Genomic DNA, 20,291 nt, shown 5'->3' on the forward strand with positions numbered 1-20,291 from the left:
GGACCGAGGTCTCCCCCGAGACGAGGCCCCGGTCCCATCGAGGTGACCGGGTCCGCAACCCCCCAAGCGGTGCCCGGTCATCTGGGAAGACGCAGACCGGGCACCCGATGGTTGCTCAGGGAGAGGAGAAAATCTCAGACCGTCACGGCTCGGTGCGCAACTTCTGGAAGAAACGGCCCGCGACGGTCGCCCCCGCGGTCGAGTCGGCGCTCTCCATCAGCACGGCCACCGCGATGTCGCCCTGCCAGCCGACGAACCAGGCCAGCGGCTTGCGGCTCTGCGTGGCGGCGGCCGTGACACCGTGGACCGGGTCACCCGGCGCCGCGGCGGACCTGGCGGAGCCCGCGACCACTCCCGACCGCATGAGGGTGCGGAGCGTGGCGATGGCCTTGTCGTCGATCTTGATCGGACTCGGCGGTTTCGGCGGCTCCGCCTCCGCCGCGGGGTCCGGGCTGTGCGGGTCGGTGACCAGGACCGGCGGACGCCAGGTGCCCGAGGCGACCGCCCCGGCGACCAGGGCCATGGACAGCGGGCTGACCAGCACGTTCTGCCCGGCGATGGCCCTGGCGGTGGCCGCGTCCGTGCGCAGGGGGCCGACCGAGCCGCTGAAGGACTTCAGCGGCAGTGTCCACGGCGACTCGATGCCGAACCTGGCGGCGCTGGCCGTCAGCTCGGCGCCGTCGATCCTGCGGGCCAGCGCGGTCAGCGCGGTCACGCACCCGCTGGCGAAGTCACCCTGGATGCTCGGCGCCGTACCGCCCGGCGGGTCCGCCTGGTGGAAACGGGCGCCGCCGACACTGCGCTCCACGGGGCAGGCGAGCCGCTGCTTGGTGCTGATCCCCGCCTTGAGCAGCCCCTCGACCGTCATGATCGAGAACGTGGTGCCCGCGGGGAACTTGCCCGCCAGGGCGTCCTTCTCCTGGTTGTACTCCTTGGTGCTGCCGACCGCGCGGATCTCACCGGTCGAGGCCTGGACCGCCACCAGCATGCCGGGGGTGCCGCCGAAGAGCGCGGCGTCGGCCGCCTTCTGGGCCGGGCCGTCGAGCGTGGTGCGCACCGGCGAGGTCGACCGGCTGGGCCGCCACTTGCGCAGCTCGGCCACCTGCTGGTTCGTCTTCAGGTCGACCGTGATGACCCGCGTCTCCGTCGAACCGGTCAGGTGCTCCTGGTAGGCCTTCTGCAGCCCGGTCCTGCCGACGGTGTCGCCCGCCCGCTGCGGACCGCCGAGCTGCTGTTCGGTCTCCGGGGTCACCGCGGTGACGGTGCCGACGATCTGGGCCGGCGAGTCGGGGGCGACCGGCTGCTTCTGCGGCGAGACGACGATGCCGGGAATGGCCGCCAGTTTGTCGCTGAGCTGGGCGTACTTGGCGCGTCCGAAGGTCACCAGCGGCACCTGGACGTTGGGTCTGGCCGACCTGATGCGGCTCAGCAGCCGGTCCTGGGGGAATCCGGTGATCTTCGACAGCTGCTCGCAGACCGCGACCGGGTCCTTCAGCGACGCCGGGACGACGTTCGCCACGTACAGCGTGGCCTCCTGCTGGAGCGGGTCGCCGTTGCGGTCGAGGATCGGCTTGCGCCCCTCGGGGATGACGTCGACCGCGAAGCGCTGCCCCTCGTGCAGGTCGGGATGGAGGACGCTGGGCGACCAGCGCACCTTCCAGCGGCCGTCCACCAGGTGCAGAGGGAGCTTTCCGGTGTACTGCCACAGGGGGTTGTTCTCCCCCAGGTCGACCTCCGCGTCGAAGTCGGCCTCCGTCTCGTCCCCCGCACGGCGCATGCCCTTGACCTTGAAACGGAAGGACGCGGCGTCGAGCTGGACCTTGGCGTTCTCCAGGGCCTTGCTGACCGTCCGCTCGTCCCCGTCGGTACGCCTGGCCGCCGCGACGTAGTCGCCCGTCTGCCAGCCGACCAGGAAGTCACGCACCGCCTCGTGGGCCGAAGGCTCCTCGAAGCAGGCCGACAGCATGGGGACCGTCACCGCCAGCGTCAGTGCCGCGGCGACGGTCCGCCGAGCCTTCCCCGTCACAATTACCTGTTCCTGTGCCTGAGAGCGCGAGCCATCTCACGCTTGGCCTGGTTCTCCGCGAGGGTCTGCCGCTTGTCCCAGTCCTTCTTACCCTTGGCCAGGCCGATCTCGATCTTGGCCTTGCCGTCCTTGAAGTAGATCGCGAGCGGTATCAGCGTCAGACCGCTCTCCTTGGTCTTCGCGACCAGCTTGTCGATCTCCTTGCGGTGGAGCAGAAGCTTACGGGTGCGACGCGCCGCGTGGTTGGTCCACGTCCCCATGGTGTACTCGGGGATGTGGACGTTGATCAGCCAAGCCTCGCCGTCCTTGAGGAGGGCGTATCCGTCGAGCAGAGAGGCCCTGCCCAGGCGGAGTGACTTGACCTCGGTGCCCTGGAGCACGAGACCAGCCTCGTAGGTTTCCTCGATGTGGTAGTCGTGCCAGGCACGCTTGTTCTGGGCGATGACCTTCCGCCCGGTCTCACGTGGCATGCCCCCGAGCCTACCGGGGACCGAGACGGGCAACCGCGTCCCGAGGCGGGAGCGCGCCCGGCGGGCGCGCTCCCGGGCGCTCACACCCGCAGGTAGCGGCGGAGCGTGACGAACGAGGCGAGCACACAGATGAGCACGCCGATGACCATCGTGAGGCTGATCGTCGAGGCGACGGTCTCCCACGTGAGCGGGCTGGTGTTGGCCAGGTAGATCTGCACGCCGTCGAAGAGGAACACCTTGCTGACGATCAGCATCACCGCGGCGACCACACCTCCGATCAGGCCCGCGATGACCCCCTCCATGACGAAGGGAAGCTGGATGTAGAGGTTCGAGGCGCCGACGAGCCGCATGATGCCGGTCTCGCGTCTGCGGTTGTACGCGGACAGGCGCACCGTGTTGCCGATCAGCAGGGTGGCCGCGAAGACCAGGACGATGGCCACGACCAGGGCGGCCCAGCGCAGCCTCTCCAGCAGCCCGAAGAACTTGTCCAGGATCTCCTGCTGGTTGACCACGTAGGAGACGCCACCGGCGCCCTTGACCTGCTCGATGACGGCCGGGTAGTCGGCAGGGTTCTTGAGCTTCACCCTGAACGACTCGGGCATGTCAGACACCTGCAGCACCGAGAGCAGTACGTTGTTGTCCTTGTACTGCTCGCGGAAGTTGGCGTAGGCCTTGGCCGCGTTCTCGAACTCCACCCGCTCGACCTGGGGCATGGACTCGATCTGCGCCTTGAGAGCGGCCTGTTCCTGAGGATTGACGCCGCCGCTGCCCTTGCACTGCGGGAAGGCGTCGTTCTTCTTGCACAGGAAGACGGAGATCTCGACCTTGCCCACCCAGAAGTCCCTCATGGTGGAGATCTGGGAGTTGATCATCAAGCCGACGCCCAGCAACGCCATGCCGATCGCCACGGTCACGATGACCGCGATCGTCATCGTGAGGTTGCGGCGGAGGCCGATCCAGACCTCGGAGAAGATGAAGTTTGCCCGCATGCTCTTCCTGTCGCTTCGCTTCCTTGAGGTCCTGGGTCAGTACGCCTGGCCGTACACGCCACGCGACTGGTCACGGACGATCTTGCCGTCCTCCAGTTCCACTACGCGCTTGCGCATGGAGTCGACGATGGCGGCGTCGTGCGTGGCCATGACGACGGTGGTACCGGTCCTGTTGATCCGGTCAAGCACCTTCATGATGCCGATGCTGGTCGCCGGGTCGATGTTTCCCGTCGGCTCGTCGGCCAGCAGGATCATAGGACGGTTGACGAAGGCACGGGCCATGGCGACCCGCTGCTGCTCGCCACCGGACAGCTCGTCGGGCATCCGGTGGGCCTTGCCCTCAAGGCCGACCAGCTCGACGACCTCGGGCACGACCTTGCGGATGAACCGGCGTGGCTTGCCGATGACCTCCAGGGCGAACGCCACGTTCTCGTAGACGTTCTTGTTCGGCAGCAGCCGGAAGTCCTGGAAGACGCAGCCGATACGGCGGCGCAGGTGGGGGATCTTGAAGTTGGACAGTCGGGCGAGGTCCTTGCCGGCCACGTGGATCGCCCCGGAGTCGGGACGCTCCTCCTTCAGGACCAGGCGGAGGAAGGTCGACTTCCCGGACCCCGAGGGGCCGACGAGGAACACGAACTCGCCCTTGTCGACATCGACGCTGACGTGGTCCAACGCGGGCCGCTTCTGGTTCGCGTAGACCTTGGTGACATTATCAAAATGGATCACGGGCGCATCACGGCATGCCAGTCTAGGGGTTAGGACAGTCGCGGTGGTGGCAGAGGTTCACTTCCGCCTCTCGCCGGCCGGGGGGCGCCGCTCTTTACTATCGATCGACGTTCCGGTTGGCCGGAGCCCAGTCTAGGGGGAAGACTGGCATGGAACGTCCATAACGGAAACAAAACGATTCGGCGCCCGGTAACGACCGCATAAAGTAGTTCTGACCTAGGAGACGGAGGCTCTCATGAGCTGTGAAGACCTCGTCTGCGCCCGATGCGCCCACCCTGTGGCGGAGGGCCGCTGCGCCCAGTGCCGCGCGTACCGCGACCGGATGCACCACGGCTTCGGCGGGCTGACGCCCGCCACGGTCGCGCTGCTGTTGATCGTGCTGTTCTTCCTCACCGTGGCCCTGCGGCACCTGGCGGGCCTGTGACGGCCCGCCATCCGGGCCGTCACAGCGGTCGCAGACCCTAGTCCGGCCCTATTCGGCGCCGGACTCCTGGCGGCGGGTCCAGCGGATCTCCGCCTCGATGAACTCGTCCAGGTCTCCGTCGAGCACCGAGCTCGGGTTGCCCGCCTCCGTGCCCGTCCGCAGGTCCTTGACGATCTGGTACGGGTGCAGCACGTAGTTGCGGATCTGCGTGCCCCACGAGGTGGTCGACTCGCCCCTGATCTCGTTGAGCGCCGCCGCCTCCTCCTGCCGCTTGCGCTCCAGCAGCTTGGACTGCAGGACCGCCATCGCGGTCGCCTTGTTCTGCAGCTGCGAACGCTCGTTCTGGCAGGAGACCACGATGCCGGTCGGCAGGTGGGTCAGGCGGACCGCCGAGTCGGTGGTGTTGACGCCCTGGCCACCGGGGCCCGAGGAGCGGTACACGTCGACCCGCAGGTCGTCCTCGTTGATGTCGATGTGGTCGGTCGTCTCGACCACCGGCACTACGTCGACCCCGGCGAAGGAGGTCTGGCGGCGGCCCTGGTTGTCGAACGGGCTGATCCGCACCAGGCGGTGGGTGCCGTGCTCGCCGCGCAGCGTGCCGTACGCGTAGGGCGCCTTGACCGTGAAGGTGGCCGACTTGATGCCCGCCTCCTCGGCGTAGGAGGTCTCGTAGACCTCCGTCGGGTAGCCCTTGCGCTCGGCCCAGCGCAGGTACATCCGCAGGAGCATCTGCGCCCAGTCGGCCGCGTCGACGCCGCCGGCCTGGGAGTTGATCGTGACGACCGCCTCACGGGCGTCGTACTCGCCCGACAGCAGGGTGCGCACCTCAAGGGCGCCGACCTCGCTCCTGAGGGCGGCCAGCTCGCGGTCGGCCTCCTCGCGGGTGTCCTCGTCCTCCTCGGCCGCGGCCAGCTCGTACAGGACGGACAGGTCGTCGAGGCGCCGTTCGAGCCCCTCGATCCTGTTGACCTCACCCTGCAGGTAGGAGAGCTTGCTGGTGACCTTCTGGGCCCGCTCCTGGTCGTTCCACAGGTCGGGCGCCGCGGCCTGCTCTTCGAGCTCCTCGATCTGCTTACGTATCGCGCCGAGGTCGAGCACGTCCTGGATGTTCTTCAGCGTGCCGATGAGCTCGTTGATCTCTTCTACCGGATCGATGAGTGCCACGTCTGTAAAGGGTACGCGACCGACGCACCCCGTTGTGTACGGCCGGGCCCGCGCGCTGGCTAGCATGGGGCGCCGGAGACCGTGAGGAGGCGGACGTGCGGGGACGTGGGGGACGGGGGCTGTTCGTGTTCACCCTGGCCCTGATGACCGCGACCGCGGCCTGTGCGGACCAGGGCGGCGGCGTACGCGAGCAGGGGGCGCAGGGGGCACAGACGGCGGGTCCCGCCTCGAGCCCGGTCCCGGCCGCGTTGCGGGAGCCTCCCGTCACGCTGGCCGAGGCGGGCAGGGCGCTGTCGAGCGTGCTCGGTGCCCAGGCGGTGCTCGAAAGCGCGACACCGCACCTGGAGGCCGACCGCAGGAACCTCCTGGAGCAGACCCGTGACTCCCAGGAGGCGCTCACCATGGCCGCCTTCAACAGCACGCCGGGTCCGCTGCCGCACTACACCTGGGGCAGGCCCGAGCTGCTGGTGCCCAGGGTCCAGCAGGCCCCCTTCTGGTTCGCCGCGGTCGTCGACCGCGAGGACAGCGCGGGCGAGCGGCGCCCGGCCGTCCTGGTCCTGACCAAGTACGGCGGGCGCGAGTGGTATCTCAGTTCGACCTCGCTGCTCGACCCCGGGGAGCGGATCCCGGAGATCGCCAAGGACGCCGGGGGCTACGCGACCGAGCTCGACGACGACGACCCGACCACGGTGATCAGCCCCCGTCTCATGGCGCCGCTGCACGCGACCTCGGCCGAGGAGGGCAGCGCGGGCTTCGCCGCGGGCCTGATCGAGAAGGGCCCGCACACCACGGACTACGCCGAGGAGATCGCGGGCAAGCGGCCGAAGTACAAGAGCGACTGTCTCGGTTACGACTCGATCTTCGGCGCGAGCAACTACCCGGTCCACGCCCTGCGCACCGCGGACGGGGGCTCCATGGTCATGTACTCACTGATCAGGACCACGACCGTGACGGCCAAGATCGAGCCGTGCGCCGACATCAGGGTGCCGCCGAACGCCGAACGGCTGGCCTCGGCGACGGGCGCGCGCAAGGAGCTGCGCACGGTCGAGACGCAGCAGTACGTGAGCACGGTGCCCGCCAAGACGGGCAAGGGCCTGGCCCGGGTGATCGGCTACCTGGGCGGGGTCACCAAGGTCTCCGCCAACTGACACCCGCCCCGCCGCCCCGTACGGCCGGGCCCGGCCGTACGGGGCGGCGGCGCCGTCAGGCCTCGCCGAGCGGCAGGCTCGTCGAGGCGACCAGCGTGCGGATGGCGCGCAGCGCGACCGACAGCGTCGCCAGGTCGAAGTTGTCGCTCTCCCAGATCTCCGACAGGGTCTGCCGGGCCCTGGAGACGGCGGCCGAGTTGGCCTCCGTCCAGCGGGCCAGGCGCTCCTCCGGGGTCAGTCCGGGCGTGTTGTGGGCCAGGACGTCCCGGGTGAGCGAGGCGTGGGCGGCGTAGAGGTCGTCGCGGAGGGCGGCCCGCGCCATGGAGTTCCAGCGGCTGTCGCGCGGCAGTCCGATCACCCGCTCGCGCAGCCTGGCCAGCTGGAGCCGGTCGGCCAGGTCGAAGTAGACCTCGGCGACCTCGTTGACCGGACGGTTCGCCTGCACGGCCACCTCGACCAGGTCGAAGGTGGAGTAGGCCGGGACCATCGAGGCGACCCGCTCCGCCAGCTCGTTCGGCACTCCCCTGGCGACGAAGGAGTCGCGCCGCTCCTCGAAGGCCGCCAGGTCGGAGCCGGTGAGCAGCTTGGGCAGGTGGGGCAGCAGGCCGTTCATCCCCTTGGCGAAGAAGGTCACCGTCGAGGCCAGGTCGAGCGGCGCGCGCCGGTTGCCGAGCAGCCAGCGGGTGCCACGCTCGGCGAGCTTGCGGGACTCCAGGAGCATGGCGATCTGGGTGGAGGTGTCCACCTTGTTGTCCAGCTCCTCGACCTGACGCCAGAAGCTCGGCAGGTCGAAGACCTCGCGGGTGACCAGGTAGGCGCGGGCGATGTCCGGCGCCGAGGCGCCGCTCTCCTCACCCAGGCGGAACATGAAGGTGGTGCCGCCCGAGTTGACCAGGTCGTTCACCACGCCGGTCGTGATGATCTCCCGGCGCAGCGGGTGGGTGTCCATGTGGTCCCGCATGCGCTCACGCAGCGCCGAGGGGAAGTAGGACACCAGCCAGGAGGCCAGGTAGGGGTCGTCCGGCAGGTCGGAGGCGAGGATCTGGGCGTCGGTGACCAGCTTGGTGTAGGCCAGCAGCACCGAGAACTCCGGCGCGGTCAGCCCGAGCCCGGCCTGGCGCCGCTCGGCGAGTGCCTTGTCCGAGGGCAGGAACTCCAGCTCCCGGTTGACCAGCCCGGCCCGTTCGAGCCTGCGCAGCTGGCGGGCGTGGATGTGCAGCATGTCCGACGACTGGGCGCGGGCGGCGGCCAGCACCACGTTCTGGTCGTGGTTGTCCCGCAGGACCAGCTCGCCGACCTCGCCGGTCATGTCGAGGAAGAGCTCGTTGCGCTGCCTGTCGGTCAGCTCGCCGTCCCGGACCGCGCGGTCCAGCAGGATCTTGATGTTCACCTCGTGGTCGGAGGTGTCGACCCCGGCGGAGTTGTCGATGAAGTCGGTGTTGACGAGGCCGCCCTCGCGGGCGAACTCGATCCTGGCGAGCTGGGTGAAGCCCAGGTTGCCGCCCTCGCCGACCACCTTGCAGCGCAGCTCGGAGCCATTGACCCGCAGGCCGTCGTTGGCCTTGTCGCCCACGTCGGCGTTGGACTCGCTCGACGCCTTGGCGTAGGTGCCGATGCCGCCGTTCCACAGCAGGTCGACCGGGGCCCGCAGGATGGCGCTGATCAGGTCGTTCGGTGCCAGCGAGGTCACCCCGTCGGCGATGCCGAGCGCGGCGCGCGCCTGCGGGGAGACCGGGATCGACTTGGCCGTGCGCGGCCAGACGCCGCCGCCCTGCCCGATGAGGGCGGGGTCGTAGTCGGCCCAGGAGCTGCGCGGCAGCGCGAAGAGCCTGGCCCGCTCGGCGTAGCTCCTGGCGGCGTCGGGGTCGGGGTCGATGAAGATGTGCCGGTGGTCGAAGGCCGCGACCAGCCTGATGTGCTGGGACAGCAGCATGCCGTTGCCGAAGACGTCGCCGGACATGTCGCCGATTCCGACCACCGTGAAGTCGGTGGTCTGGATGTCGACGCCGGTGGTGCGGAAGTGGTACTTGACGGACTCCCAGGCGCCGCGGGCGGTGATGCCCATGGCCTTGTGGTCGTAGCCGATCGAGCCGCCGGAGGCGAAGGCGTCCCCGAGCCAGAAGCCGTACTCCTTGGCCACCGCGTTGGCGATGTCGGAGAACGTGGCGGTGCCCTTGTCCGCGGCGACCACGAGGTAGGTGTCGTCCCCGTCGTGCCTGACCACCTCGGCGGGCGGGACGACCACGCCGTCGACGAGGTTGTCGGTGACGTCGAGCAGGCCGGAGATGAACATCCGGTAGCAGGCGACGCCCTCGGCCAGCAGGTCCTCACGCGTGCCGGACTTCGGCGGGTTCTTCACCACGAAGCCGCCCTTGGAGCCGGTGGGGACGATGACGGTGTTCTTCACCATCTGCGCCTTCACCAGGCCGAGGACCTCGGTGCGGAAGTCCTCCCTGCGGTCCGACCAGCGCAGGCCGCCTCGCGCGACCTTGCCGAAGCGCAGGTGCACGCCCTCGACCCGCGGCGAGTAGACGAAGATCTCGAACTTCGGCCTCGGCAGCGGCAGCACGCCGATCGACGGCGAGTCGAGCTTCAGGCTGACGTACGGCTTGCGCGCCCCGTCCACGGTCTGGAAGTAGTTCGTCCGCAGCGTGGCGTCGATCATCTCCAGGTAGGCGCGCAGGATGCGGTCCTCGTCCAGGGAGGCCACGTCGTCGAGGGCGCCGAGGATCTCCTCGTGCAGCGCCTCGGACAGGTCGGAGCGGACCTCCTCCTCGCGCCTGGGGTCGTGCCTGGCCTCGAACAGCCGCACCAGCAGGCGGGCGAGCCGTACGTTGTCCAGCAGGACCCGCTCGATGTAGTCCTGGCTGAAGGTGGTGCCCGCCTGGCGCAGGTACTTGGCGTAGACCCGCAGGATCTCGGCCTGCTCCCAGGTCAGTCCGGCCGCCAGGACCAGGGCGTTGAAGCCGTCGCTCTCGACCCTGCCCCGCCACAGGGCGTCGAAGGCGTCCTGGAAGAGCCGCTTGAACTCGTCCCTGTCCACCTCGGGCGACAGGTCGTAGCGCAGCCCGAAGTCGTAGATCCAGGCGTCCTTGGTCGCCGGGTCCCGGTCGCGGTCGATCTCGTAGGGACGCTCGTCGACGACCTCGACGCCCAGGCGCTGCAGCAGCGGCAGCACGTGCGACAGGGAGATGGCCGCGCCGATCCGGTAGAGCTTGAAGCGGCGCTCCCCCTCGGGGGCGTCGTAGGGCTCGTAGAGGTTCATCCCGATCTCGTCCGGCGAGTCGGCGAGCGCCTCAAGGCGGCGCAGGTCGGCGACGGCCAGCCTGGGCGGGAAGTCGGCCTTGTAGCCCTCGGGGAAGGCCGTGGCGTAGCGCCGGACGAGGCGGGGCGCCTCCTCCTCCGAGCTCAGCTCGGTGATGGCGGTGGCCAGGTCGTCGTCCCAGGAGCGGGTGGCCGCGGCCAGTCTGCCCTCAAGCTCCTCGACGTCCAGTTCCTGCGCGTTCAGCGGCCTGCCGCGCTCGCCGCGCGCGACCACGTGCAGCCGGGCGAGGGCGGACTCGCCGATCATCGCGCTGTAGTCGCAGGAGGTGCCGCCGACCGCCTTGAGCAGGAGGTCCTGCATCTTGATGCGGATCTGGGTGGTGTAGCGGTCACGCGGGAGGTAGATCAGGAAGGAGATGTAGCGGCCGTAGTCGTCGGGACGCAGGAAGACCTTGACCTGCTTGCGCTCGCGCAGCCTGAGCACGCCGAGCGCGATCGGCAGCAGCTGCTCGACCGAGGTCTGGAACAGCTCGTCCCTGGGGAAGGTCTCCAGGATCTCGATGAGGTCCTTGCCGTCATGGCTGTCGGCGGCGAGCCCGGCCAGGTCGAGGACCTCGGCCAGCTTGCGGCGCAGCACCGGGATGCGGGAGATCGACTCGCTGTAGGCCACGTGGGTGAACAGGCCGAGGAAGCGGCGCTCGCCGACGACCTCCCCCGCGTCGTCGAACAGCTTGACGCCCACGTAGTCGAGGTAGGCGGGGCGGTGCACGGTCGCCCTGGTGTTGGCCTTGGTGATGATCAGCATCTGCTGCTTCTCACGGGCCTTGGCGCGCAGCTCGGGCGAGAGGGCGGCGAAGCTCTCCGAGCCCGCCTTGTCGTGGCGCAGGATGCCCAGGCCCGTCCCCGGGACCTGGCGCAGCGCGTCGCCCTCCTCGCCCTCCTCAAGGCGGTACTCGCGGTAGCCGAGGAAGGTGAAGTGGCCGTCGGCCAGCCAGCGCATCAGCTCCAGGCTGTCCTCGACGCCCGCGAGGTCGAGCGGGGGCGGGTTGACCGAGACGTCCTCGGCCGTCTGCAGGGCCAGCGCCCGCATCTTGGCGAAGTCCTCGACGGTGTAGCGGACGTCCTCAAGGACCCGCTGCAGGTCGGTCTCCAGCTGCTTGAGCACGGCCGGGTCGCTCTGCCGGTCGATCTCGAAGTGCATCCAGGACTCGGTGATCTCCTGCCCCGCGGCCTGGTCGCGGTCCCCGCCGAGCAGCTTGCCGGTCACGTCCCTGCGCACCCGCATCTGCGGGTGGACGACCAGGTGGGTGGTGACGCCGTGCCGGTCGAGCTCCATGGTCGCGGAGTCGACCAGGAAGGGCATGTCGTCGGTCACCACCTCGATGACCGAGCGGCCGGGGTCCCAGCCGTGCTCCTCCAGGCTGGGGGTGTAGGCGCGCACCAGCGCCCGGCCCTGGGGACGCTTGTCGGCGAGCTGACGCTGGGCCGTCGCGGGGCCGTACACGTCGACCGGGTTGCGGTCCAGCAGGTCCTCTGGCGCGACATGCCGGTAGTAGAGCCTGAGGAAGTCGAGTGCCTCCTCGTCACTCCCGTGGTCGCCGCCGGGTGTGTGCCCGCAGGTCTCGGCGGCACTCCTCAGCAGCTCATCCTTCGCCTCGTCGAGCGGCATGTCGCTCTCACTCCTTTGTGAGGGATTTTTCGTATTAGAAGAGGGATCTTCGATCAATGTCGTAGTTCCCGAGTAGGAGGGAAGTAATGCGGCATATGCCGCCTACCGAGAGAGGCGTCGCTTTAGGTCGCCTCTGCCCGGTCCTACGTGGATCTGTCACCCGGCCACCGCGTGGACGGCCCGCCGCGAGGCAGGCTCATGACGCGCCGGTTCCCGGACGTGCGCGACAGGACTTGACCGCCCATCGCCCACCCCTCCGACTCCCCGTCCAGCGGGCACGGCCCGTGGCACAACACCTCCAGCGGCCACCCGCCCCGGTCTCCGTTGACCTGAGCATGCCGCCGCTCTGATACCACCCGAAAAGCCGTGAAACGTCAATGTGACGGACGACCAACATCAGGGGAAGTGGAGCGCTCCATCCGGGGTCGATCGAAGGTTCGGAAGCCCTCGAAAGCCCGGGATCTCCGCCACCTCACCGGCGGCGCAAACCCGGACCGACCACACCCGATTGGTTCCCCAGTCTCCCACGGCCGACCGCGCCGCGTCCCCGTCTCGGCCTTCCGCCCCAAGATTATGCTTCCGCGATCCCCGGCACCCTCGCCACGCCGACATCCCACGCGACCCCCCACCACGATCACCGCACACACCGACAAAGGCCCCATTAGCCGCGACGTGATGCGAATGTAACCAACCAGACCGTAGGCGCGGCCGTCTCACCGGACAGACGACTAGCACCCAACGGGGAGAACAACCATGCAGCCCGCTCCGGACAGGCGGACGTTCCTTAGGCTCGGTGGTATGGCCGCGCTCACCATCGGAGCCGCTTCCCCCTCCTCCTCGCCACGTCCGACCCCGGCGGAGTGGACCGCCCTCGGCCGGGGTCTCGACGGCACCCTCGTACGGCCCGGCGACGCCTCCTACGACGCCGCCCGCCGCCTGTTCAACACCGCCTTCGACGCGGTACGGCCCGCGGGCGTCGCCTACTGCGCCAACCCCTCCGACGTGGCCGAGTGCGTGACCTTCGCCAGGAGGATGGGGGTGCCGCTGGCCGTACGGTCGGGCGGGCACTCCTACGCGGGCTGGTCGACCGGCCCCGGGCTGGTCCTCGACGTCTCCCGGATGAGCAAGGTCTCCTACTCCACCGGACGGGCCGTCGTCGGCGCGGGCGCCAAACTGGTCGACGTCTACGACAAACTCGCCGCGCACGGGGTGAGCATCCCGGCGGGAAGCTGCCCCACGGTCGGCGTCAGCGGTCTGACGCTCGGCGGCGGGATCGGCGTGGTGTCCAGGAAGTACGGTCTGACGTGCGACGTCATGGAGTCCGTCCAGGTCGTCACGGCCGACGGGCGGCTGCTAACGTGCGACGCCGATCACGAGCCCGACCTCTACTGGGCCTGCCGGGGCGGGGGCGGCGGCAACCTCGGGGTCGCGGTCTCCTTCGGCTTCAGGACCCACCCGACCCGGGAGGTGACGGTGTTCTTCCTGCACTGGCCGTGGGCCAGGGCCGCCAAGGCGCTCAAGGCCTGGCAGTCGTGGTCACGGGCCGTACCCGACGAGCTGTGGTCCACGATGCACCTGAGCAGCGACGGCGGGATGGACGTGCAGATCGGCGGCCTCCACCTGGGCGGCAGGGCGGAGTGCGAGCGGCTGCTCGACCGGCTGACGAGCGCGATCGGCCCGGTCTCCTCCTCCTTCGTCAAGCAGACGTCCTACGGTCACGCCATGATGATCATGGGGGGCTGCTCGACGCTCACGGTCTCCCAGTGCCACCGGCAGGGCTCGCTTCCCGGGCAGACCCGCGACGGAAGGCTGCCGCGCGACTCCTTCAGCGGCAGGTCGCACATGGCCTACGCCCCGCTGTCCGAGGCCGGGATCAGGACTCTGGTGGCCCAGGTCTCCAGGTCCGGCAGCCACACGGTGCTGCTGGACGCCCTCGGCGGAGCCGTGGGGCGGGTGCGGCCCGACGCGACGGCCTTCCCGCACCGGGCGGCTCTCTACAGCGTCCAGTACTACGCCCACCGCGCGGGCGCGGCCTCCTGGACCGCGAACGCCAGAAACGCCATGCGCCCCCACTTCGGCGACCACGCCTACGTCAACTACGTCGATCCCGGGCTGGCCGGCTGGCGCTCGGCCTACTACGGCGCGAACGCCACCAGGCTCGCCCGGGTCAAGGCCGCCTACGACCCCGGCCGTCTCTTCCGGATACCCCAGGGGCTCTGACCCGGGTGTCCCGGGACACCGACCCTCCTGAACCAGGACAAAACACCGGTACGGTGTGGCGACCGGCTCGGAAGGCTTTCGGGAGACACGATGACCGTGCGCGTCGCGTGGGCCTGCTGCGCCCTGACGTCGCTGCTGGTCGTGGCCGCCGCCGTACTGGCCACGCGTAACGGGGTCGGCCCGCTCGGGCTCGGCCACCTGGTCTTCGTGGCCGCCTGCGCTCTCGCGGGCGGCCTGATCGGCTCGCGGCGCCCCGAGCACCCGGTCGGCCGGGTGCTCGCGCTCGGCGGCCTGTGCTTCGCGCTGATGGAGGCCTGCGGCCAGTACGCCGTTCTCGGCCTGGTCACCGGCCCCGAACCGCCGCTCGCCCGGACCGCCGCCTGGCCGCAGACCTGGCTGTGGGTCCCGGCGAACCTGTCGATCACCCTGATCCCGATGATCTTCCCGGGCGGGACGCTCTCCTCCCCCGGCCTGCGGCGCCTGGTCCGTCTGACGCTCGCCGCCGCCGTACCGGTCATGCTGCTCAGCGCGCTCAGACCCGGTGAGAACAACCAGGTCGGCACCGGCACCGGGGTGGTCAACCCGCTCGGGGTCGCGGCGCTGGCCGGTCCCGCGCCGGTGGCGGAGACCGCGATGACGGCCCTCATGGCGGTGGTCTTCGTCGTCGGTGGAGTCGACCTGGTCCGCAGGGCGCTGCGCAGCTCCGGGGTGGAACGCCGCCAGATCATGTGGCTGGCCTACGCGGTCGGCGTCGAGATGCTGGTCGTCGCCGCCCGCCTGGCCGCCGGGCTGACCGACGCGATCCCCGGGCGCATCTGGCCCGCGACCGACACCCTCTGGGAGCTCGGCTCGGCCACCACGGCGCTGCTCCCGGCCGCCGTCTGCGTCGCGATCCTGCGTCACCGGCTCTTCGACATCGACCTGGTGGTCAACAGGACCCTGGTGTACACGCTGCTGTCCGGCTGTGTGAGCGCCGGGTACGTGGCCGTCGCGGGTTATCTGGGCGCGATCTTCCCCAGCGGGGACCTGTCCGTCTCCGTGCTGGCCGCCGGGCTCGTCGCCCTCGCCTTCGCGCCGCTGCGCGGACGGCTGCAGGGCTGGGTGAACCTGCTGATGTACGGCGAGCGGGACGACCCCTACGCGGCCCTCACCCGCCTGGGCAGACGCCTGGAGAACAGCGGGGAGCCGGACGGCGTGCTGCCCGGGGTGGCGCGCTCGGTGGCCGAGGCGCTGCGGCTGCCGTACGCGGCGGTGGAGACCTCGGCGGGCACCCGGCACGCCTTCGGCACCCCCTCCGGCACCCGGGTACGGCTGCCGCTGACCCACAACGGCGAGCGGGCGGGCGACCTCGTCCTGTCGCCCAGGCCCGGGGAGAGCGGCTTCGGCCCCCGTGACCTGCGGGTGCTGACCGACCTGGCCAGGCAGGTCGCGATCGCGGCGCACGCCGCCCGGCTGACCGCCGACCTGCGGCGCTCGCGGGAGAGGCTCGTGATGGCCAGGGAGGAGGAGCGCCGCAGGCTCAGGCGCGACCTGCACGACGGGCTCGGCCCCACGCTGGCCGCGCTGACCATGCGGGCCGAGGCCGCGTGCGACCTGGTCGAGGACGGTCCCGCCCGGCGGCTGCTCACCGAGATCGTCGCCGACGCCGAGGCCGCGGTCGCCGACGTGCGGACCCTGGTCGACGGGCTGCGCCCGCCCGCGCTCGACACCCTCGGGCTGCTCGGCGCCCTGCGCGCCCACGCCGTACGGCAGCCGCCCGGCCTGCGGGTGACCGTACGGGCCCCGGACGGGCTCGGGCCGCTGCCCGCAGCGACCGAGGTGGCCGCCTACCGCGTCGCGGCCGAGGCGCTGGCCAACGTGCGCAGGCACGCCGGGGCGTCCCAGGCGTGGCTGCGGGTCGAGGTGTCCGAGGGCACGCTCATGCTTGAGGTGTCCGACGACGGCGACGGGCTGCGGGCCGGGCCTTCCGGGCCTTCCGGATCCTCCGGAACGGACGGGGTGGGGCTGGCGTCGATGCGTGAGCGGGCGCTCGAACTCGGCGGCACGTTCGCGGCCGAGGACCGTCCAGGGGGCGGGACCCTGGTCAGGGTCACGCTTCCCGCACGTGAGGGAGGGGATCACGATGATCCGGGTCCTGCTCGTTGACGACCACGCCGGGTTCCGCGCCGGGCTGCGCACACTGCTGTCCACCGCGGAGGGCATCGAGGTCGCCGACGAGGTGTCCAGCGGGGAGCAGGCGCTGGCGGTGGTCGGGCGGCTGCAGCCGGACGTGGTGCTGATGGACCTGACGATGCCCGGCATGGGCGGGGTCGCGGCGACCGGGCGGCTCGTCCGTGACCACCCGCACATCCGGGTGGTCGTGCTCAGCATGTCGGACGACGACGACTCGGTGTTCGCCGCCGTACGGGCCGGGGCCCGCGGTTACGTGCTCAAGGGCGCGCGCAGGGCGGAACTGGTCAGGGCCGTGCAGGCGGCGGCCGACGGCGAGGCCATCTTCGGCCCCGCCATCGCGGCCAGGCTGGTCGGCTACTTCACCGAGCGGGAACGCGTGCCCGCCGGGCAGGGACCCGCGCTGCCCGAGCTGACCCGGCGGGAACGGGAGGTGCTCGGCCTGATGGCCGAACGCCTGACGAACCCGCAGATCGCGGCCAGGCTCGGGCTGAGCCACAAGACGGTTCGCAACCACGTCTCCGCCGTCTTCACCAAGCTCCAGGTGAACGACCGGGCCGAGGCGATCACACGGGCGAGGCGGGCGGGGCTGTGAGGCCCGCCCGCCACGCGCTGTCCGAGGCCCGCAGCACCCGCAGCGCGACCCAGCCGTAGGCGAGCAGGTGGAACAGCGCGCCGAGCGCCTGTACGGCGGGTGCCCGATCCTGGGTCAGGAACGGCGTGAGGGTTCCGACGAGCGCGGCGACCGGCACCCACCAGGGGACGATCCTGGCGGTGAGCAGACCGACGAGCAGGACGAACAACCCGATGTGCGCCAGGAAGCCGGGCAGCAGCATGCCGTACAGGAAGCCCCACAGCTCGCCCACCCGGGCCGTGACCGCCTCGGCCTGAGCGTCCGGCAGGCTCTGGGCCAGGGCCAGGTCGTAGAAGTCGGTGGTGAAGAGCGTGAGCGCGTGCCCGGCGCCGAGCAGTCCCAGCGCGGCGCCGATGTTCCCGGCCATCGGAGCCCGGCGGCGGAGCAGGTGGGCCAGGCCGAGGACGACCGGGACGAGGGCCAGCGTCGCCCAGAGGAACAGCAGGCCGCTGGTCTGGACGAGGTCGGGATGCTCCCGGAAGACGGCGGGGTCGTGGGTCGCGGAGGGGGGCGAGGTCAGGAAGGCGAGGAATTCGAAGACGGGCCAGGCGAGGAGGGCGGTTCCTGCGACCACCCGACGGAACGAATCCGGATTTTTCAGCATTTGCCCATCGAATCCGGGGGGTGTCCCGGGGCACATGAGCTCTCTGTCCCGGGTGACCGGGAGGAATCCCGGGCCCTCGGGAGACCGGGAGGGGCTTCGGGTTCCAAAACGACTGGACCCGCGTGTGGCGGAGCGGCAGCATCGGGGGATGCGCAACTGGCCCCTCACCGGACTACGGGTGACCACCCCACGCCTCGAACTCCGCCTGCCCTCCCTCAACGACCTCGACCAGCTCGCCGACCGCGCCGCCGAGGGGGTTCACGACCAGGGCACCATGCCCTTCATCGTGCCCTGGAGCGACGCCGAACCCCAGGAGCGGGCCCGCAGGACCATCCAGTACCACTTCTCCCTGTGGGGCGCCTGGACCCCCGCGGAGTGGACCTGCGCGTTCGCCGTGGTCTTCGAGGGGGAGGTCGTCGGCACCCAGGCGATAGCGGCGACCGATTTCGCCGTCACCCGCGAGGTCACGAGCGGCTCCTGGCTGGGCAGGCGCTTCCACGGCAGGGGCATCGGCACCGAGATGCGCGCGGCCGTACTGCACCTGGCCTTCGAGGGTCTCGGCGCCCGTTGCGCCACCTCCGGCGCGTTCGCCGACAACCACGCCTCTTTGGCGGTCTCCCGCAAGTTCGGCTACGCCGACGACGGTGTCCAGATCCACAACAGGCAGGGCGAGCCCGTGACGACCCTGCGCCTGCGCCTGGCCCGCGAAGACTGGGCAGGCGGGCTCGGGGTCAAGATCCACGGCCTCGAACCCTGCCTGCCGCTGTTCGGCGCGGCCTCTACTTCTCCGGATCGGTGACCGGGACGAAATAGGACAGGATCTCCGGGTTGGCCATGGCGTCGAGGTTGGCCGCCTTCTCCGGGGGGACACCGAGAAGGATCTTGCGGATCGGGACCTCCAGCTTCTTGCCGCTGAGCGTACGGGGGATGCCGGGGACCTCGACGATCTCGTTGGGCACGTGTCTGGGGGACAGCTCCTCCTTGATCGCCCGGCGCAGCCGCATGATCAGCGAGTCGGACAGGCTCGCCCCCTCGGCCACCGTGACGTAGAGCAGCAGGCGTCCCTCCTGACCGAGCTGCCCGGTGTCGATCACCAGGCTGTCGGCGATCTCCTCGAAACGCTCGACCACCCGGTAGAACTCGCTGGTCCCCATCCGCACTCCGCCCCGGTTGAGGGTGGAGTCGGAGCGGCCGTAGATCACGCATCCACCGTCAGGCAGGATCTTGATCCAGTCACCGTGCCGCCATACCCCGGGATAATCGGCGAAGTAGCTCTCCCGGTATCTCGTCCCGTCGGGGTCGTTCCAGAACATGACGGGCATCGACGGCATCGGCGCGGTCAGCACCAGCTCTCCGACCTCGCCGATCACCGGGCTACCCGACTGGTCGAAGGACTCGACCCTGGCCCCCAGGCACCGGCACGGGATGACCCCGGCCCTGACCGGCAGCAGCGGGACCGCCCCGACGAAGCCGGTGCACACGTCGGTGCCACCGGAGAACGAGCCGAGCTGCACCTCCGGCATCGTGTCGTGCACCCAGGCGAAGCCCTCCGGCGGCAGCGGCGAGCCGGTCGAGCCGACCCCCCGCAGCGCCCCGAGCCCCGAGGGACGCAGGTTCGCCTTCATGGACGCCACGATGTACGGCGCGCCGGTGCCGAAGTAGGTGACGCCCTCCTCGGCGGCCAGCCGCCACAGCGCGTCCGTCCCCGGGTGGGTGGCCGAGCCGTCGTACAGCACGATCGTCGAACCGGCCAGCAGGCCGCCGACGAGGTAGTTCCACATCATCCAGCCGGTCGTGGTGTACCAGAAGAAGACGTCGTCCTCCCCCAGGTCCTGGTGGAAGGAGAGCGCCTTGAGGTGTTCGAGCACCACGCCGCCGTGCCCGTGCACGATCGGCTTCGGCAGCCCCGTGGTGCCCGAGGAGTAGACGATCCACAGCGGATGGGCGAAGGGCACCGGCTCGAAGCCGAGCGGCTCCTCCACGGCCCGCAGCTCGGACCACTCGACCGTACGGTGCCCGGCCGCCCCGCTCTCCCCGGCTTCCCGGGGCGGCGCGCCGTACAGGGGCATCCGCACCCGGGCGGCCAGGGTCGGCAGTTTGGCCGCGATGTCCTCGACCACCTGGGAGCGGTCGAACCACCTGCCGTTGTAGGCGTAGCCGTCGATCGCGACCAGCACCTTCGGCTCGATCTGGGTGAAGCGGTCGATCACACTTGAGGCGCCGAAGTCCGGGGAGCACGAGGACCACACGGCCCCGAGGGAGGCGGTGGCGAGGAAGGCGACCAGTGTCTCGGGCACGTTCGGCGCGTAGGCGGCGACCCGGTCCCCCCGCCCGACGCCCAGCGCGGCCAGCCCGGCGCGGACCCGCGCGACCTCCTCGGCCAGCTCGCCCAGCGTGAGCGTACGGCGCGACCCCGACTCGTCGCGGAAGACCACCGCGAGCCGCCCGGGATCGGCCTGCGCCCCGCGCAGCGCGTTCGCGGCGTAGTTCAGCGTCGATCCGGCGAACCACTCGGCCCCGGGCATCGTCCCGGACAGGACGGGCCCCTCGCCTCGCTCCCCGACCACGCCGAAGTAGTCCCAGAGCGACGCCCAGAACTCAGCCGGCGAGTCGACCGACCACTGCCACAGATCCTGGTAGTCACCGGATCTGCCGAGCCACTCCATGTAACGGGTGACCTTGGCGTCCCGCACGGTCTGGGGGGTGGGGTCCCAAAGGAGCGTACCTTCCTCAACCATGCCCCCATCCTCCCGACGGCCCACCGGAATGTCATCCCCCCTGGGC

The 20,291-nt window shown here is 70.4% G+C and carries 14 protein-coding genes; 6 read left to right on the forward strand and 8 right to left on the reverse strand.

The genetic code is table 11. The features are described from left to right. Nucleotides 1–142 precede the first annotated feature (142 nt). The 4 genes from ACFYY8_RS01770 to ftsE all read right to left on the reverse strand — a co-directional run bounded on the left by ACFYY8_RS01770 (nt 143) and on the right by ftsE (nt 4,211). Entirely contained in the window at nt 143–2,026 is a 1,884-nt protein-coding gene (locus ACFYY8_RS01770; RefSeq protein WP_390036113.1) for a penicillin-binding transpeptidase domain-containing protein, read from the reverse strand. Nucleotides 2,027–2,028: 2 nt separating this feature from the next. Then, nucleotides 2,029–2,496, reverse strand: a complete 468-nt coding sequence (gene smpB / locus ACFYY8_RS01775) for an SsrA-binding protein SmpB (protein WP_390036115.1) — start codon at nt 2,494–2,496, stop codon at nt 2,029–2,031. Nucleotides 2,497–2,576: 80 nt separating this feature from the next. Then, nucleotides 2,577–3,485, reverse strand: coding sequence for a permease-like cell division protein FtsX (ftsX, locus tag ACFYY8_RS01780; protein ID WP_390036117.1), 909 nt, complete (start codon nt 3,483–3,485; stop codon nt 2,577–2,579). Nucleotides 3,486–3,521: 36 nt separating this feature from the next. Then, a complete protein-coding gene (gene ftsE, locus ACFYY8_RS01785) occupies nt 3,522–4,211 on the reverse strand; it encodes a cell division ATP-binding protein FtsE (RefSeq protein WP_184713049.1) in 690 nt (229 codons plus the stop codon). Nucleotides 4,212–4,446: 235 nt separating this feature from the next. On the opposite strand from ftsE, the gene ACFYY8_RS01790 reads away from it, so the two are divergent. Beyond that, the gene (locus ACFYY8_RS01790) at nt 4,447–4,635 is read left to right on the forward strand and encodes a hypothetical protein (RefSeq protein ID WP_352009814.1); all 189 of its coding nucleotides are present in this window, start codon (nt 4,447–4,449) and stop codon (nt 4,633–4,635) included. Between the two features lie 48 nt (nt 4,636–4,683). On the opposite strand, the gene prfB is transcribed toward ACFYY8_RS01790, so the two are convergent. Continuing rightward, entirely contained in the window at nt 4,684–5,799 is a 1,116-nt protein-coding gene (prfB, locus tag ACFYY8_RS01795; protein ID WP_390036120.1) for a peptide chain release factor 2, read from the reverse strand. 95 nt (nt 5,800–5,894) lie between these two features. Between prfB and ACFYY8_RS01800 the strand changes: the two genes are divergently transcribed. Further along, on the forward strand, nt 5,895–6,947 hold the full coding sequence (locus tag ACFYY8_RS01800) for a hypothetical protein (RefSeq protein WP_390036122.1): 1,053 nt from the start codon (nt 5,895–5,897) through the stop codon (nt 6,945–6,947). Nucleotides 6,948–7,002: 55 nt separating this feature from the next. Here ACFYY8_RS01800 and ACFYY8_RS01805 read toward each other — a convergent pair whose 3' ends face one another. Further along, nucleotides 7,003–11,880: an NAD-glutamate dehydrogenase gene (locus ACFYY8_RS01805; protein ID WP_390036124.1), complete on the reverse strand. Its 4,878-nt coding sequence runs from the start codon at nt 11,878–11,880 to the stop codon at nt 7,003–7,005. A 798-nt stretch (nt 11,881–12,678) separates the two neighbouring features. Between ACFYY8_RS01805 and ACFYY8_RS01810 the strand changes: the two genes are divergently transcribed. From ACFYY8_RS01810 to ACFYY8_RS01820, 3 genes are all read left to right on the forward strand, one after another. After that, nucleotides 12,679–14,100 carry an FAD-binding oxidoreductase gene (locus ACFYY8_RS01810; protein WP_390036126.1) on the forward strand — a complete coding sequence of 474 codons (1,422 nt, stop codon included), beginning with the start codon at nt 12,679–12,681 and terminating at the stop codon, nt 14,098–14,100. A 90-nt stretch (nt 14,101–14,190) separates the two neighbouring features. Further along, nucleotides 14,191–16,245 (forward strand): sensor histidine kinase, encoded by a 2,055-nt coding sequence (locus tag ACFYY8_RS01815; RefSeq protein ID WP_390036128.1) that lies wholly within the window; start codon nt 14,191–14,193, stop codon nt 16,243–16,245. Beyond that, nucleotides 16,223–16,864, forward strand: coding sequence for a response regulator (locus ACFYY8_RS01820; RefSeq protein WP_390036130.1), 642 nt, complete (start codon nt 16,223–16,225; stop codon nt 16,862–16,864). The genes ACFYY8_RS01815 and ACFYY8_RS01820 overlap by 23 nt, the downstream gene beginning before the upstream one ends. On the opposite strand, the gene ACFYY8_RS01825 is transcribed toward ACFYY8_RS01820, so the two are convergent. Further along, nucleotides 16,836–17,477 carry a hypothetical protein gene (locus tag ACFYY8_RS01825; protein ID WP_390036132.1) on the reverse strand — a complete coding sequence of 214 codons (642 nt, stop codon included), beginning with the start codon at nt 17,475–17,477 and terminating at the stop codon, nt 16,836–16,838. The genes ACFYY8_RS01820 and ACFYY8_RS01825 overlap by 29 nt on opposite strands. A 178-nt stretch (nt 17,478–17,655) precedes the next feature. On the opposite strand from ACFYY8_RS01825, the gene ACFYY8_RS01830 reads away from it, so the two are divergent. After that, nucleotides 17,656–18,306, forward strand: coding sequence for a GNAT family N-acetyltransferase (locus ACFYY8_RS01830; RefSeq protein WP_390036134.1), 651 nt, complete (start codon nt 17,656–17,658; stop codon nt 18,304–18,306). Here the strand turns inward: ACFYY8_RS01830 and ACFYY8_RS01835 are convergent. Next, on the reverse strand, nt 18,287–20,245 hold the full coding sequence (locus ACFYY8_RS01835) for an acetoacetate--CoA ligase (protein ID WP_390036136.1): 1,959 nt from the start codon (nt 20,243–20,245) through the stop codon (nt 18,287–18,289). The genes ACFYY8_RS01830 and ACFYY8_RS01835 overlap by 20 nt on opposite strands. Nucleotides 20,246–20,291 lie beyond the last annotated feature (46 nt).

Source organism: Streptosporangium sp. NPDC001559, from assembly GCF_042893955.1.
GTDB lineage: Bacteria > Actinomycetota > Actinomycetes > Streptosporangiales > Streptosporangiaceae > Streptosporangium.

Bases quoted from the DNA above. Each gene is read 5' to 3' on its own strand.
- smpB (WP_390036115.1), bottom strand. From the start codon at position 2,496: ATGCCACGTGAGACCGGGCGGAAGGTCATCGCCCAGAACAAGCGTGCC.
- ftsX (WP_390036117.1), bottom strand. From the start codon at position 3,485: ATGCGGGCAAACTTCATCTTCTCCGAGGTCTGGATCGGCCTCCGCCGC.
- ACFYY8_RS01790 (WP_352009814.1), top strand. From the start codon at position 4,447: ATGAGCTGTGAAGACCTCGTCTGCGCCCGATGCGCCCACCCTGTGGCG.
- ACFYY8_RS01805 (WP_390036124.1), bottom strand. From the start codon at position 11,880: ATGCCGCTCGACGAGGCGAAGGATGAGCTGCTGAGGAGTGCCGCCGAG.
- ACFYY8_RS01810 (WP_390036126.1), top strand. From the start codon at position 12,679: ATGGCCGCGCTCACCATCGGAGCCGCTTCCCCCTCCTCCTCGCCACGT.
- ACFYY8_RS01815 (WP_390036128.1), top strand. From the start codon at position 14,191: ATGACCGTGCGCGTCGCGTGGGCCTGCTGCGCCCTGACGTCGCTGCTG.
- ACFYY8_RS01820 (WP_390036130.1), top strand. From the start codon at position 16,223: ATGATCCGGGTCCTGCTCGTTGACGACCACGCCGGGTTCCGCGCCGGG.
- ACFYY8_RS01830 (WP_390036134.1), top strand. From the start codon at position 17,656: ATGCGCAACTGGCCCCTCACCGGACTACGGGTGACCACCCCACGCCTC.
- ACFYY8_RS01835 (WP_390036136.1), bottom strand. From the start codon at position 20,245: ATGGTTGAGGAAGGTACGCTCCTTTGGGACCCCACCCCCCAGACCGTG.